Genomic DNA, 13,289 nt, shown 5'->3' with positions numbered 1-13,289 from the left:
TTATTGAAAGCCGTATTGCATAAAAACTTGTTTAGCATCGTCGGATTTCAAATATTCAAAAAACTGCTTAGATTGTGTCGAGTCTTTAACAATCGCCGCTGGGTAAACAATATCCGCGTGTGAGTCATTAGCAAACTCGCCGACCACTTTTACTTTTTTTGTTAAAAGCGCATCGGTTTTGTACACAACACCAAGCGGTGCCTCACCACGCTCAACTAATGCTAATGCAAGACGAACATTTTTCGCTGGCGCCACTTGTCGCTCAATCTGCTTCCAAACACCAAAGTGCGAAAGAGATTCTCGAGCATACATACCAGCAGGCACCGAAACAGGGTTACCAAGCGCAAGGCGATTGCCGTCTAATGCTTGGCTCCATGCATTGCCATCTGAGAAGTTAAAAGGAGTAACACTTGAAGCTAGTGGTGCAATAAGAACGAGGCTGTTGCGCACCAAATTAGTGACGCCGTCACTCTCAATTACATTTGATTTTACTAAGTAGTTCATCCATTTAGTGTTCGCAGAAATGAACACATCAGCTGGTGCGCCATTTAGGATTTGGCGAGCAATGGATGAGGAGCCTCCGTAAACGGGAGTGACTTTCACATCATATTGCTGTTCAAATTTTTGTGCGATATCGTCAATCGCGTTAGTCATAGACGAAGCCGCGTAAACTTTAATATCGGTCGCTGCGTTTGCTGCTGATGAAACGCTCAATATTGCCGCTAGGCAAGCATGAATCTTCCATGCTTTCATAAAAACACTCCGGTGCTAGACTGGCAGAAAAAGAAATTGTGGAACAATGTGCCCACTTTTATTTATGCTTCAAACAGTTAAAAACTGGTTTTATTTGAACAGAAAGTCAAGATTCATATGTTGTTCTATCGCATCTGCAATGCGATTAATGCCTTGTTCCTTTAACTCTTCAAAGTCTTGTTGTGCGATTTGAGTCCCGTTTACCCATTCAGCCACAAGGCTTAAAACGTCGGCCTCATCAAAGAACCCGTGAAGGTATGTTCCCATTACTTGGCCACACTCACTTATCGCGCCCTCTGCTTCGCCAGAACTCAATGTCAGAGGTTGAGCGCCCTGCACTTCACTTCGACCAACATGAATTTCGTAGCCTTTTACATCTACAGTTTTACCGTTTAGGCAAATCTGCGCTTGTGTATGCGTTAATTGTTTGCTGTTGGTTAGAATCGTATTGACGTCTAACAACCCTAACCCTTCACTTTGGCCAGGGGTGCCTTCCACACCATTGGGATCGTTAATAATCTTACCAAGCATTTGGTAGCCACCACAGATACCAATGACTTTTCCGCCAAGTCGGATATGGCGTTGAATGTCTTTATCCCAGCCTTGGCTACGCAGATAATCCAAATCGTCGCGAACTGACTTAGTGCCCGGCAAGATAACCAAGTCGGCTTTGTCGATCTTTTCGCCTTTACCAACGTAGCGAAGGTTAATGTCTGGATTAAGACGCAAAACATCAAAATCGGTATGATTACTAATGCGTGTTAATACGGGCACCACAACATTGAGTTTAACGTGTGAAGATAGCTCTTGCTGAGCCGTAATGGCGTCTTCTGCCTCTAGGTTTAAACCATGCAAGAACGGCAATACCCCCAACACTGGTTTGCCTGTCTTTTCTTCTAACCAATCAAGGCCAGATTCAAGCAAGCTGATATCGCCACGGAAACGGTTTATTACGAAGCCTTTAACGCGAGCTTGTTCGGATTCGGATAGTAATGCTAGCGTTCCGTACAGATGGGCAAATACACCACCACGGTCGATATCCGCAATAATAATGACTGGAACGTCGGCTTCTTCAGCAAAGCCCATGTTAGCGATGTCATTTTCTCTTAAATTGATTTCTGCTGGGCTGCCAGCACCTTCAATCATAATCGATTCGTATTCGTCCGTCAGTTGTGTAAATGAATCCAGCACCGTTCCCATTGCGACTTTCTTATAATCATGAAACCCGACTGCGTCCATATTCGACAATGCTTTGCCTTGTAAGATGATCTGAGCACCTGTGTCGCTGTTAGGCTTAATTAGCACAGGATTCATGTGAACCGTAGGCTCAACGTTGCAAGCTTGCGCCTGAACGGCTTGAGCACGCCCAATTTCCCCCCCATCTTTGGTAACTGCACTATTCAGAGCCATATTCTGTGGCTTGAATGGGGCAACTTTTACCCCTCGCCTTGCCAACACACGGCATAACCCTGCCACAAGGACACTTTTTCCGGCATCTGAAGTTGTGCCTTGAACCATTAATGATGGGATTGGTGATTTCATGAACGCTTAATAAGAGAAAAAAGAAGGTGAACAATCATAACGTTATCTCAGCATAGGACTCAAGAAAATGAATCGAATATGAATGTTCGAATCAGTAATGGTTCAAATAAGGTTTGTTTTAATAGCACCATCAAAAACGAACACCTATATAGAGAAGCCAAATTATGAAAAACACTGTTATCGCTACTATCGCTGTACTTGCTATCGCTCCTACTGTTGCAATGGCGAAAGACGACAACCACGGCCAATCAAGCATTCAATTTAATGGCCCTGTTACGGTAGAGAAAGTCGACGCTTTGATTAAAGATTCAAGCATGTTTACCGAGAAAGACGTGGTTGTAGAAGGTAACCTACTTCGTCAAACGCGCGCCGACCAATTTATCTTCAGCGACGGTTCTGGTGAAATCATGGTTGAGCTAGATGACGATATTCGACTAACGACGCCAATCGACCAAACCACGAAAGTACGTCTGTTTGGTGAGTTCGAAGGTGGTAACAAACCAGAAATTGAAGTAGAGCACCTTGTGGTACTGTAAAGCTCAAGTACCTATGCTTACTGTCTAACCTAGCATAGGTAATCTCAGAAAAGTGATATAAAACACAACTTTGGCCTGCTAATTGCAGGCCTTTTTCTATATTATTGTTTTTTCACTTTATAAAGCCCGGAGACATCATGCTAGCAAAGGCTCTCAAACTAACAGCTATCGGCGTGTGTGCCCTATTACCACTTTCATCACATGCTAATAATTTCAACTACAACATGTTGGAGTTTAGAATGGGGACAAGCCCGGGCACCTTTGGTGGTGAGTTTACAACTTATTTTACTGAAAACACTCACTTTATCATCCGTGGAGATACCGAGTTTAATTCTGATTGGGATGTAGCTGGAGGTATAGGTTTTAATGGCCCAGCAGGTCAATTTGCAGATATATTTGGCCAAATGCTCGTTCATAATATTAATGAAGAAGTCGTCGAGCAGTATAGCTCTTACTACGATAATAACTGGCGTGCAGAAGTAAATTTAGGTACCAGAATGTGGTTGATGCAAGATATTGAGGTACATGCTCAATTTGGACAGTTGATTGCAAATGACGGTAACGCAACAACCTACTCTTTAGGGGGCCGTTTTCATTCGACCCAACAGCTATCTCTTGGCTTAGAAGTAAGAAATACTGGTGTTTACGGTTCTCAGGTAGCCATGGCTGCAAGATTTTCATTTTAAAAAAAGCCTTCCATATGGAAGGCTTTTTTATTTACTTTTTCTTGTTTGGTTTTTTCTGAACATATTTCTGAGACACATCTATGATTGCCACGTCTCTAAAAAAACTACGCCCAAGTAGAATTGGAAACTTCATATGGCCTCGTTCAGCTAGCGTAAACTCGGTTTGTTCATTCATATCACCAACCTGTATGTACGCCACAACAACCGCTCGCTTATCAACTTCATCACTTGATGACTGCTTGATCTTCGCCCATCGCTCCACCGGTAGCTTGAACTCTTTGCTGGCCTTGCCATTCACATCAATTTTGAACTGCACCCAGTCTTTACCGTCCCGCTCAAACGGTACAATATCTGTTGCACTAATTGACGATGTTGTTGCTCCAGTATCGATACGAGCTTTAAATGTCTGGTCAATAGCTGGTACATAAACCCATTCTTCCGCACCTAAAACCAATTTCCCATCCGGCGTTTTTGTTACCTTCGGTGGCTTTTCAGGCTTAGGCTTAACCTCTGGTTTAACTTCAGGTTTTTGTTCGGGTTTAACCTCAGGCTTAGGTTCAATTTCTGGTTTCACTTCCGGTACATCGACTGGTTGCTCTACCTTTGGTGTATCTGGCTCAACAGGCTCAGTAGTCGTTGGCGTCGACGTACACGCAATAAGACCGCCGCTCATCATTAGCGGCAGAATCAGTTTCCAGTTCTTCATCAACTCTCCCAATTAACGTTGAGATACTTTTTGAATAGCGTCAGCAACGTAAGGAATATGAGTTTCGGTCAAACCAGCGATGTTAATACGACCATCACCGACACCATAAATACCATAATCTTCACGCAGTTGCGCCATTTGGTTTTCACTAAAGCCTAGCACAGTAAACATGCCTTTGTGGCTCTCAATGAAATCAAATTGATCTGTATTATGGTTATTTCTCAACTCGTTACATAAAGTTTGACGAAGATTCAGCAAGCGTTGCTGCATTCCGCTTAGTTCTTGTTTCCAAACTGAAGTCAGATTTGCATCTTGCAGGATCGTTTTTACCAATGCGGCACCATGGTCTGGCGGCATCGTGTAAGTCGAACGCGCTAATGTTAGCAGCTTGCCTTTCGCGTTTGCTACATCCTGGGTGTTCTTACCGATCACAATCGCAGCACCAGTTCGTTCTCGGTACAGGCCGAAGTTTTTCGAACATGAAGTTGTGATCAGCATTTCTTCAACATTGTCAGCCATAAAGCGGAGACCTTTTGCATCTTCCTCTAGACCGTCACCAAAGCCTTGGTACGCAATGTCGACAAATGGCGTAAAACCGTTTCTTTGCGAAAGTTCGGTGATCGCTTGCCACGCAGAGAAATCAATATCCGCACCCGTTGGGTTGTGACAACAGCCGTGCAGAAGCACAACGTCAGAAGGGCCTGCTTTAGATAGGTCTTCTAGCATTTTCGCCGTATCAACTTGTTTCGTTTCTGGTGAGAAGTAATGGTAGAACTTCACTTTCAGTCCAGCTGCTTCCATTACTGGCTTGTGGTTTACATAGCTTGGGTTTGAAATCCAAACTGTCGTATCTGGTTGTGCAACCTTCATTAGGTCACCCAACATACGCAATGCTCCACTCGCACCAGGCGTTTGAATAGCGGCTACACGATCCATTGCTGACGTATCCGTCAGAAGAAGATCGATCATGCTTTGGTTGAATTCTTCACAGCCTGCTAGACCAACGTAAGATTTGGTCTTTTGATTTTCGATAACCACTTCTTGCGCCATCTGAATGGCTTTCATGATTGGTGTTTCGCCAGCACTGTTTTTGTACACGCCAATACCAAGGTCAACCTTGTTTGGACGTTCATCGCCGCGGTATGCGACGGAAAGAGATAAAATAGGATCTAATACGGGAGTTGGTAGATTAGAAAACATGAAAGTCATAACCCTTTGAAATTCAAGTATCGAACCTCACGGTAACACTTTCGTTAAAAATGGCGAAACTATTTTTCACTCATTTCGCCAATTAGAGTACAAAATTCTGGTGACTGCGGAATTTTATGAACTCAATCGTTCACAAAAAGTACAATTCACTCATCAAAGTGCGAATCAAGCTTTCCGTTTTTCCTAAATTCACGTGGCGTCATGCTCGACCAGGCTTTAAATCGCGTACTGAAGTTCGCCCCTGTTGGGTACCCTACTATCTCGCCTATATGCTGAATTGACCATTCAGTTGACCGCAATAAACGCGCCGCATATTCCATTCGCATGCGGGTTAGGTGCGCCATTGGGCTTCGTCCAAACTGCTGCTGAGTCAAACGGTGTAGGTGCGGTTCAGAACATGGGTACAACGCAGCAAGTTGTTCAACCGTCCAGTCTTTGTGAAGCTGCCTTTGAACCAAGTCAAACACACGACGCAGTTTTAATTGATTACGTGATATAGAATCTGAATGTGGCATGTTCAGCATGAGTTCGAGCTGAGCAACGCTATGCGCCCCTACCTCACCGCCATAATCGATAGGCAGATTAATACTACGTAATAGCGTTTGAATGCAGGAATACATCACTTCTGGTGCAGATGTAAGTTGATATTCGATCTCTTCATTCACCATCGGCCATCCTTTATTTTGAGAAAGGAATACCCACGCGATTTGCCACGTTTCATCTTCCATTCCAAAGCCATTTTCAATACCCGCGGGCACGATCACTAACGATCCTGGCTCCAAATCATAGCGGCAGGCGCCGCTCTGTAACCAGCCTTTTCCACGAACCGTATACAGCAACATGTGTTTCTTCTGGTTTTTGCGGTAAACAGAAAAGAACTCTCGACAAGTGGCGATACCACATTGGACGATCCCCCTTTCTTCGAGGGCAAGGACTCGCGTATGGTCAACGAACTCTTGGTAGGTCTTCTCTGAAATTGTGTAACGTTCTTGCTTTTCTTCCATGATCCGATGGCTCACAAGTGCACTAAGGGAAAGCGTGCTCTATCAAACAATCGACAGACACTGGATAGTTTGACAAAACTTTTGGATGTATTTGAAAAATACAACGTCAAATCATGGGGATAAACTACTCGCATTGTTCTTAAAGGAGAAATGCGATGCTCTTAACACGCGAATACATAGACAAAGCATTTTGGAAAAAACTGGTTGCAATTGGTGTTCCTGTGTCACTGCAATCCATGTTGTTTTCTCTGCTGGGTGCTGTAGACATTTTTATGGTGAGTCAACTTGGTGAATCAGCCACTGCAGCTGTTGGTGTTGGCAACCGAATCTTTTTCTTTAACTTGGCCGTCGTATTCGGATTGTGTGGCGCAGTGACGGTATTAGCGTCTCAATATTTTGGCTCTGGCAACATGGCTGGTATACGTCGAACACTTGCCCAATCTTGGTTTATTTCGATGCTTGTTACCTTACCATTCATTTGGCTGTATGTGGTTTATGACAAAGAGATTGTCTCATTCATGGCAGATGACCCTGAGTATGTTAGCTATGCTCGTGAATATCTGGTGGTGACTGGATTGAGTTTATTAGGCACAGCTGTCGTGGTACCTATTGAGTCAGTCTTGAGATCAGTAGGCGAAGCAAAGATGCCAACTTATGTAAGCATTGCTGCCATCGTTGTGAATGTCTTCCTCAATGCGGTTTTAATCTTTGGTTTACTTGGGTTCCCACAATGGGGCGTATTTGGAGCTGCTGTCGGTACTTTTATCTCGCGCTTTTTCCAAACTGCAGTGCTGGGTTACTTCTTTTGTCGTCGATATTCACATCTTCTCCCTACTCGTTCAGATTGGCTTGAAGGGACAGTAAAGAAGTACCGAAACAAATATTTCAAAGTGTCGATGCCAATGTTGATCCACGATGCGTTGTGGACCGGCGGCTTGATTGTCTACAGCATTATTTACGGTCAATTAGGTGTCACGGAGCTCGCGATTATCTCTTTCCTATCCCCGATTGAAGGTGTATTGATTTCAACCTTTATGGGATTTGCTGTCGCTGCATCCGTGCTGCTGGGCAATGACATTGGTGCTCAAGAATATGACCGAGTGGAGAAAACCGCTTGGTGGTATGTGTTTACCAGCGCTGTGCTTGCAACAATATTATTCTTAGTCGTTTGGGCGTGTTCACCATTGATTTTGAACTTACTTGAGATGAGTCCACTTACCGATAAGCAAATGGCACTAAATGTATGCTTGGTGTTAGCACTAGGTATGATTCTGCGAGTATTCAACATGGTCGGCATCGGCGGCGTGTTGAAAAGTGGCGCAGATATCCGCTATAGCATCTTCATCGACACGTTTGGTCAATGGGCGATTGGTATTCCGCTCACTTACTACACTGGGATGGTATTGGGTTTACCACTGCATTGGGTGTTGATGTCCCTACTTTTTGAGGAACTAGTGAAAGGCATTCTGACCACCCATCGCATCCAGTCTAAGCGTTGGATTAATAATATGGTTGAAGATGACTCCGGAGTGACAGCGTAACTATAAGATTATGCTATGTTTATACAAGCAAGAGCTAGCATAAGTCTCTGTTTATAATGAATAGCTTTAAAGAACTCACACCAAAAGGGCACATTCGAAATGTACGAATGTGCCCTTTTTATATTTGGCTTTTCTTGAGTTGGAACGCTTAGAGGTCAGTGAATCGATGGATAATTTGATTCGAACTGCCTCGCCATTCTAGATTGAGGTCTCGTTTATCTTGCTCGTATTTCCCATCGATTAAGGTGTCGATGTACTGCGTCACTTCACGCTGCGCGTCATCGAGTTCTTCAAGCGTGTAACCCGTCCAAACCCAAATATCTTTGCCTGGGCACTCTTCTCTTACCCGTTTCACGAGCTTAAGAATGTGCGGCACGTTTGCTGGATGCAGAGGATCACCACCAGACAGAGATAAACCACGGCGTTTGATGCGCGTGTCGTTTAAGTCTGCGATGATTTTATCTTCAGCTTCTTGCGTGAAAAACACACCCGAGTCCAAACGTTGTGTCGACTGGTTATAACAGCCGCGACACTGGTGTACACAGCCCGACACAAACAGCGTGCAGCGTGTACCTGGTCCGTTAACAACGTCGATTGGATAATATTGGTGGTAATTCATAATCGTGCCTTGTTCTGCTGGCTAGAAAAGAAAATCAACCCACGACAGGTTGATTTTCATTATTTGGGTCTGAGTTTAAGTAAACCTTACAGGTGCTTAACTCGACGCTTAACTTCTTCTTGTTTACCGAAGTTAAACGGACGTGCATCTGGGCTGCCTAGGTAGCCACAAACACGGCGTGTTACTGACACTTTCGTGGAGTCATGGTTGCCACAGCTTGGGCAAGTGAAGCCTTTACTTGTACAGTCAAACTCACCGTTGTAGCCACACTCGTAACACTCATCGATTGGTGTGTTGGTACCGTAGTAAGGAACACGTGTATAACTGTAATCCCATACGTTTTCTAAAGCTTCAACGTTACGCTGCATGTTCGGAAACTCACCGTAACAGATAAAGCCGCCGCTTGAGATTTCTGGGTAAGGCATCTCAAAGTCGATCTTGTCGTATGGATTCACCTTCTTCTCTACATCTAAGTGGAAGCTGTTGGTGTAGTAGCCTTTGTCTGTTACACCTTTAATTACACCGAACTCTTTTGCGTCGATGCGGCAGAAACGGCTGCATAGGTTTTCACTTGGTGTTGCGTATAAGCTGAAACCATAGCCAGTTTCATCAGCCCAGCCATTAACCGTATCTTTTAGGTGCTTGATGATAGCTACTGCTTTTTCACTCAGAACCGCATCGTCGTATACGTGCGCTTCTGTACCGAATAGCGCGTTGATTGTCTCATGTACACCGATGTAGCCAAGAGAGATAGATGCTCGACCATTCTTGAAGATCTCTGCGATAGAGTCATCAGCTTTTAGGCGAACACCACACGCACCTTCCATGTATAGGATTGGCGCTACACGTGCTTTCACGTTTTCTAGACGCTGGATACGTGTCTCTAGTGCTTTACGAGCAAGGCGAAGACGATCGTTGAGTAACTCGTAGAACTTCTCTTCACTTCCGTTTGCACGGATAGCGATACGAGGAAGGTTCAAGCTCACTACGCCAAGGTTATTACGACCTTCGTGGATTAGCTCACCGTTCTCTTCATAGGTACCTAGGAAGCTACGACAACCCATTGGCGTTTTAAATGAACCTGTCACTTCTACTACTTTGTCGTAGTTAAGAATGTCTGGGTACATGCGTTTTGTCGCACACTCAAGCGCAAGTTGTTTGATGTCGTAGTTTGGATCTTCTGATTTGTGGTTCAAACCATCTTTAATACCAAATACCAGTTTCGGGAATACCGCTGTTTTACGGTTTTTACCTAGACCAGCAATGCGGTTCTTCAGAATAGATTTCTGGATAAGGCGAGATGCCCAGCTTGTACCAAGACCGAAACCGAACGTAACAAATGGTGTTTGACCGTTTGCGGTATGCAACGTGTTTACTTCGTATTCTAGAGATTGAAACGCGTCGTAACACTCTTTTTCTGTACGCGCTTTTGCAAACTCTTCAGGCTGCGCAATATCCCATTCTTTAGCGATCTCTAGGTGTTTCTCGTAACTTGTCATTACGTACGGTTCTAGAACTTCATCAATACGGTTGATGGTTGTACCGCCGTAAATGTGGCTCGCTACTTGAGCAATGATCTGTGCCGTTACTGCTGTTGCTGTTGAAATTGATTTTGGAGTATCAATCTCAGCGTTACCCATTTTAAAGCCGTGCGTTAGCATGCCTTTAAGGTCGATAAGCATGCAGTTAAACATTGGGAAGAACGGTGCGTAATCCAAATCGTGGTAGTGGATATCGCCCACTTCGTGCGCTTGAACCACATCTCGTGGAAGGATGTGTGTCTTCGCGTAGTGTTTCGCTACAATACCTGCCAATAAGTCGCGTTGAGTCGGAATTACTTTACCGTCTTTGTTCGCGTTTTCATTGATTAGGTCTAGGTTGCTTTCTTCAATCAAACCTTCAATTTCGCGAGTCAGTGCGCTTTGCTTCTCACGCGCGATGTCGCGATCGTGACGATATTCAATGTACGAACGTGCAAGTGACTTGTAAGGACCTTGCATGAGTTCATTTTCGACTAGATCTTGAATCTCATGAATGTGAACCTCATCGTGACCCTGTAACTTAAGCTCAACAGCAAGCGCAACATTTAATGCATGAATTGCGATATCTTTGTCTTTTTTCTCCGCTGCAGATTCCACTGCTGATTGAATACGATCCCTGCTAAACGGAGCTCTTGAGCCGTCACGCTTGATTACGATTGGTTTCACTTTTTCTCCTTACCCAGAATGTTCACAGACTTATCCACAAACACACTATATAGGGCTAATTTTTATTCGACTGACACAATATATTGTGGCGTATTTAACGAGAAGCACCAACTGAAAACATTGATTTTGATCAATAAAAATTGGCTAGCGGATAAGATCAAATCGATCTTATCGGAGTTGATCTCAGTTGCGAAGAAAACTGTGAAAATTGCAAAATTGGAGCGAAATCCACTTGCTTTTTTTAGAGGTCTTATAGGATAAAGGATGGAAAGGAATGCGCTAAAAAATAGGAGTGCAACAGACCAAAATGCGATCACTTTTTGTTACGACGATATTACTTTTTAGTTCTTTTTCATTTGCTCAAAATTCAATCAAATTAACCAGCTGGAATATTGAATGGTTATCTATAGATGGCAGTAAAGTTTCTAGAACATCACAAGATTTTGAAAAACTGAACCACTATGTGGATAAAACCCAGGTGGGCATTCTTGCTTTCCAAGAAGTAGAAAGCGCCGCTGCTATACAAAAAGCCGTTGGTAATAATTTCACTATCTATCTGTCTGATCGCGCTAACAAGTCTAACCAACATCTTCAGTTCAACGACACCAATCAGTACACGGGCTTCGCAGTACGTAGCGGTGTGAGTGTGTTAGATAAGCCCGATTTTTCTATCACACGAGGCAATAGCAAGCTGCGCTTCGCTAGCTACCTTGTTTTGAATCCAAATCAAGATGAAGAGACTCACCTACTCTCTGTACATCTAAAAGCGGGTTGCAGTGGCGCGTATCGCAATAACCGCGATTGTAAGATTGTGAAACAACAAGGACAGGCGCTAGCCAAGTGGATAAAAGCGCGCGAGGACAATCAACAACAATATGTCGTGCTGGGCGACTTTAACCACAACCTAGGTTATCGAGGTGATTGGTTATGGGAAGTGCTATCGGATAATACCGATGCAAGGCTAGTGACCAAAAACACCAAAGCGGAATGTAAGGTGCGCTCTAATCGTAATCCGAATAAAACCCACCAATTCCGCTCAGTGATAGACCACATTATTGTGAGCGGTGATTTAAATGCATCTTCTGGTGTGCAAAACGTTTTCAAAACACAAGATGTGCTTGACTATAAACTGAGTGACCATTGCCCGGTTTCTACGACGCTCACTTTTTAGCATTGAAGAACTCTTTTTAGCGTTGAACCATTCTTTTGGCGGTGAACGAACCGACCAGCATCGCTGCAATAAATAGCAGGACTTGCGTGTTGCCAGTGAAAAGGCTGGCAACCGCAGGACCCGGACACACTCCCAGCAAGCCCCACCCGATACCAAACAGTGCCGCACCAACAACTAGCTTTTTGTCTATCGCTTTTGAAGTCGGACATATGATCTCGTCACCAAACACAGATTCATTTCTTGGCTTTATTAATAGAAGATAAGCCGGAACGAAAATAGCAAGAGCCCCGCCCATAACAAAGGCTAAGCTTGGATCCCATGCACCTGTGATATCAAGAAAACCAATCACCTTTGCCGGATCAGCCATACCGGAAATTACCATTCCAATTCCGAAGAGCGCACCAGAAAACGCAACGATGGAAATTTGCTTAACATTTTTCAAAACATCAGTTTTCATAACGACACTATCCCTCACGATACTAGCAAGACAGTTAACATGGCTGTTGCCATAAAAGTACACGTAGCGACTACAGAACGGATAGAGAAACGCCCCATTCCACAAATGCCATGACCACTCGTACAGCCATTACCGATACGGGTACCGACACCGACAAATAAGCCAGCAGCGACAACTAAAGCAAGAGAGCCGCTGTACTCAGTTGGTACATGCCTGCCAAGGGCATAAACAGCAAACACACCGCCCAATGCCATCGCAATTAAGAAGACAATTCGCCAAACGCGATCTGCATTCTCAACTGCACCATTTAAGATCCCACTAATTCCAGCAGTCTTACCAGTAAATAACATCAATATGACTGCCGATGCGCCAACCATTATGCCGCCTAATAACGACATCCAAGGAACTTCAAACATAGCTACCACCAAAATAAACTTTGAATTATTGCTTACAGAAAACTTGGTTAAACGCTTCAATAAGCGGCCCAACTCTTTCATCTGAAATAGAATAGAAGACGTGCTGAGAAACCTTGCGGGCTTTGATAATGTCGTGTTTTCTCAAAACGGTTAAATGTTGTGAAAAAGCAGATTGGGTTAAAGTAGAACCTTCAAACAACTCTCCAACCCCTTTTTCGCCCTCTATCAGCTTGCACATTACGATTAAACGCTCTGGATGAGCCATAATTTTAAGTAGATCACTCGCTTCAGTTGCGCTTTGTAGCATACTGTCGCCCATTCTTATGCCCCTTCATCAATACGTTAACTTTTATTAGATATTACTAATTAACATTATTAAGTCAATACTAATGTAGAATAAATAACATTAGACACTGCTAATTTATTTAAGTAAGGTGTAGGC

Annotated in this window: 14 protein-coding genes; 4 read left to right on the top strand and 10 right to left on the bottom strand. The window is 43.9% G+C overall.

Features of this window, described 5'->3' with window-relative positions; translation table 11 throughout:
* Both modA and J4N37_RS24960 read right to left on the bottom strand, forming a co-directional pair.
* Entirely contained in the window at positions 1-753 is a 753-nt protein-coding gene (modA, locus tag J4N37_RS24965; RefSeq protein WP_252042727.1) for a molybdate ABC transporter substrate-binding protein, read from the bottom strand.
* Between the two features lie 90 nt (positions 754-843).
* Complete coding sequence (locus J4N37_RS24960; RefSeq protein WP_252042726.1) at positions 844-2,295, bottom strand: cobyric acid synthase; 1,452 nt, start codon at positions 2,293-2,295, stop codon at positions 844-846.
* A 164-nt stretch (positions 2,296-2,459) separates the two neighbouring features.
* Here J4N37_RS24960 and J4N37_RS24955 point away from each other — a divergent pair, with 164 nt between their 5' ends.
* Both J4N37_RS24955 and J4N37_RS24950 read left to right on the top strand, forming a co-directional pair.
* The gene (locus J4N37_RS24955) at positions 2,460-2,831 is read left to right on the top strand and encodes a YgiW/YdeI family stress tolerance OB fold protein (protein ID WP_252042725.1); all 372 of its coding nucleotides are present in this window, start codon (positions 2,460-2,462) and stop codon (positions 2,829-2,831) included.
* 137 nt (positions 2,832-2,968) lie between these two features.
* On the top strand, positions 2,969-3,517 hold the full coding sequence (locus J4N37_RS24950) for a hypothetical protein (RefSeq protein ID WP_038883116.1): 549 nt from the start codon (positions 2,969-2,971) through the stop codon (positions 3,515-3,517).
* Between the two features lie 31 nt (positions 3,518-3,548).
* Here J4N37_RS24950 and J4N37_RS24945 read toward each other — a convergent pair whose 3' ends face one another.
* The 3 genes from J4N37_RS24945 to J4N37_RS24935 all read right to left on the bottom strand — a co-directional run bounded on the left by J4N37_RS24945 (position 3,549) and on the right by J4N37_RS24935 (position 6,436).
* Positions 3,549-4,223, bottom strand: coding sequence for a putative ATP-dependent zinc protease (locus J4N37_RS24945; RefSeq protein WP_038883119.1), 675 nt, complete (start codon positions 4,221-4,223; stop codon positions 3,549-3,551).
* A gap of 12 nt (positions 4,224-4,235) precedes the next feature.
* Complete coding sequence (locus J4N37_RS24940) at positions 4,236-5,423, bottom strand: amino acid aminotransferase (RefSeq protein ID WP_252042724.1); 1,188 nt, start codon at positions 5,421-5,423, stop codon at positions 4,236-4,238.
* Between the two features lie 155 nt (positions 5,424-5,578).
* Positions 5,579-6,436 carry an AraC family transcriptional regulator gene (locus tag J4N37_RS24935; RefSeq protein ID WP_252043311.1) on the bottom strand — a complete coding sequence of 286 codons (858 nt, stop codon included), beginning with the start codon at positions 6,434-6,436 and terminating at the stop codon, positions 5,579-5,581.
* 155 nt (positions 6,437-6,591) lie between these two features.
* Between J4N37_RS24935 and J4N37_RS24930 the strand changes: the two genes are divergently transcribed.
* Positions 6,592-7,977, top strand: coding sequence for an MATE family efflux transporter (locus J4N37_RS24930; protein ID WP_252042718.1), 1,386 nt, complete (start codon positions 6,592-6,594; stop codon positions 7,975-7,977).
* Positions 7,978-8,125: 148 nt separating this feature from the next.
* Here J4N37_RS24930 and nrdG read toward each other — a convergent pair whose 3' ends face one another.
* Both nrdG and nrdD read right to left on the bottom strand, forming a co-directional pair.
* Entirely contained in the window at positions 8,126-8,596 is a 471-nt protein-coding gene (gene nrdG / locus J4N37_RS24925) for an anaerobic ribonucleoside-triphosphate reductase-activating protein (RefSeq protein WP_010451744.1), read from the bottom strand.
* A gap of 86 nt (positions 8,597-8,682) precedes the next feature.
* Positions 8,683-10,803 (bottom strand): anaerobic ribonucleoside-triphosphate reductase, encoded by a 2,121-nt coding sequence (nrdD, locus tag J4N37_RS24920; RefSeq protein ID WP_010451743.1) that lies wholly within the window; start codon positions 10,801-10,803, stop codon positions 8,683-8,685.
* Between the two features lie 307 nt (positions 10,804-11,110).
* Between nrdD and J4N37_RS24915 the strand changes: the two genes are divergently transcribed.
* The gene (locus J4N37_RS24915; protein ID WP_010451742.1) at positions 11,111-11,974 is read left to right on the top strand and encodes an endonuclease/exonuclease/phosphatase family protein; all 864 of its coding nucleotides are present in this window, start codon (positions 11,111-11,113) and stop codon (positions 11,972-11,974) included.
* 16 nt (positions 11,975-11,990) lie between these two features.
* On the opposite strand, the gene J4N37_RS24910 is transcribed toward J4N37_RS24915, so the two are convergent.
* From J4N37_RS24910 to J4N37_RS24900, 3 genes are read right to left on the bottom strand one after another with little or no spacing between them, the layout of a single operon-like run.
* Complete coding sequence (locus tag J4N37_RS24910; protein ID WP_010451741.1) at positions 11,991-12,431, bottom strand: YeeE/YedE family protein; 441 nt, start codon at positions 12,429-12,431, stop codon at positions 11,991-11,993.
* A gap of 14 nt (positions 12,432-12,445) precedes the next feature.
* Positions 12,446-12,847 carry a YeeE/YedE family protein gene (locus J4N37_RS24905; RefSeq protein WP_010451740.1) on the bottom strand — a complete coding sequence of 134 codons (402 nt, stop codon included), beginning with the start codon at positions 12,845-12,847 and terminating at the stop codon, positions 12,446-12,448.
* Between the two features lie 25 nt (positions 12,848-12,872).
* Positions 12,873-13,166, bottom strand: a complete 294-nt coding sequence (locus tag J4N37_RS24900; RefSeq protein ID WP_010451739.1) for an ArsR/SmtB family transcription factor — start codon at positions 13,164-13,166, stop codon at positions 12,873-12,875.
* Positions 13,167-13,289: the final 123 nt, after the last annotated feature.

The sequence above is a fragment of the Vibrio sp. SCSIO 43153 genome (assembly GCF_023716625.1).
Taxonomy (GTDB): domain Bacteria; phylum Pseudomonadota; class Gammaproteobacteria; order Enterobacterales; family Vibrionaceae; genus Vibrio; species Vibrio rotiferianus.
Note: the sequence above shows the minus strand (reverse complement) of the source record. Positions and strands in the feature narration are given on the sequence as shown.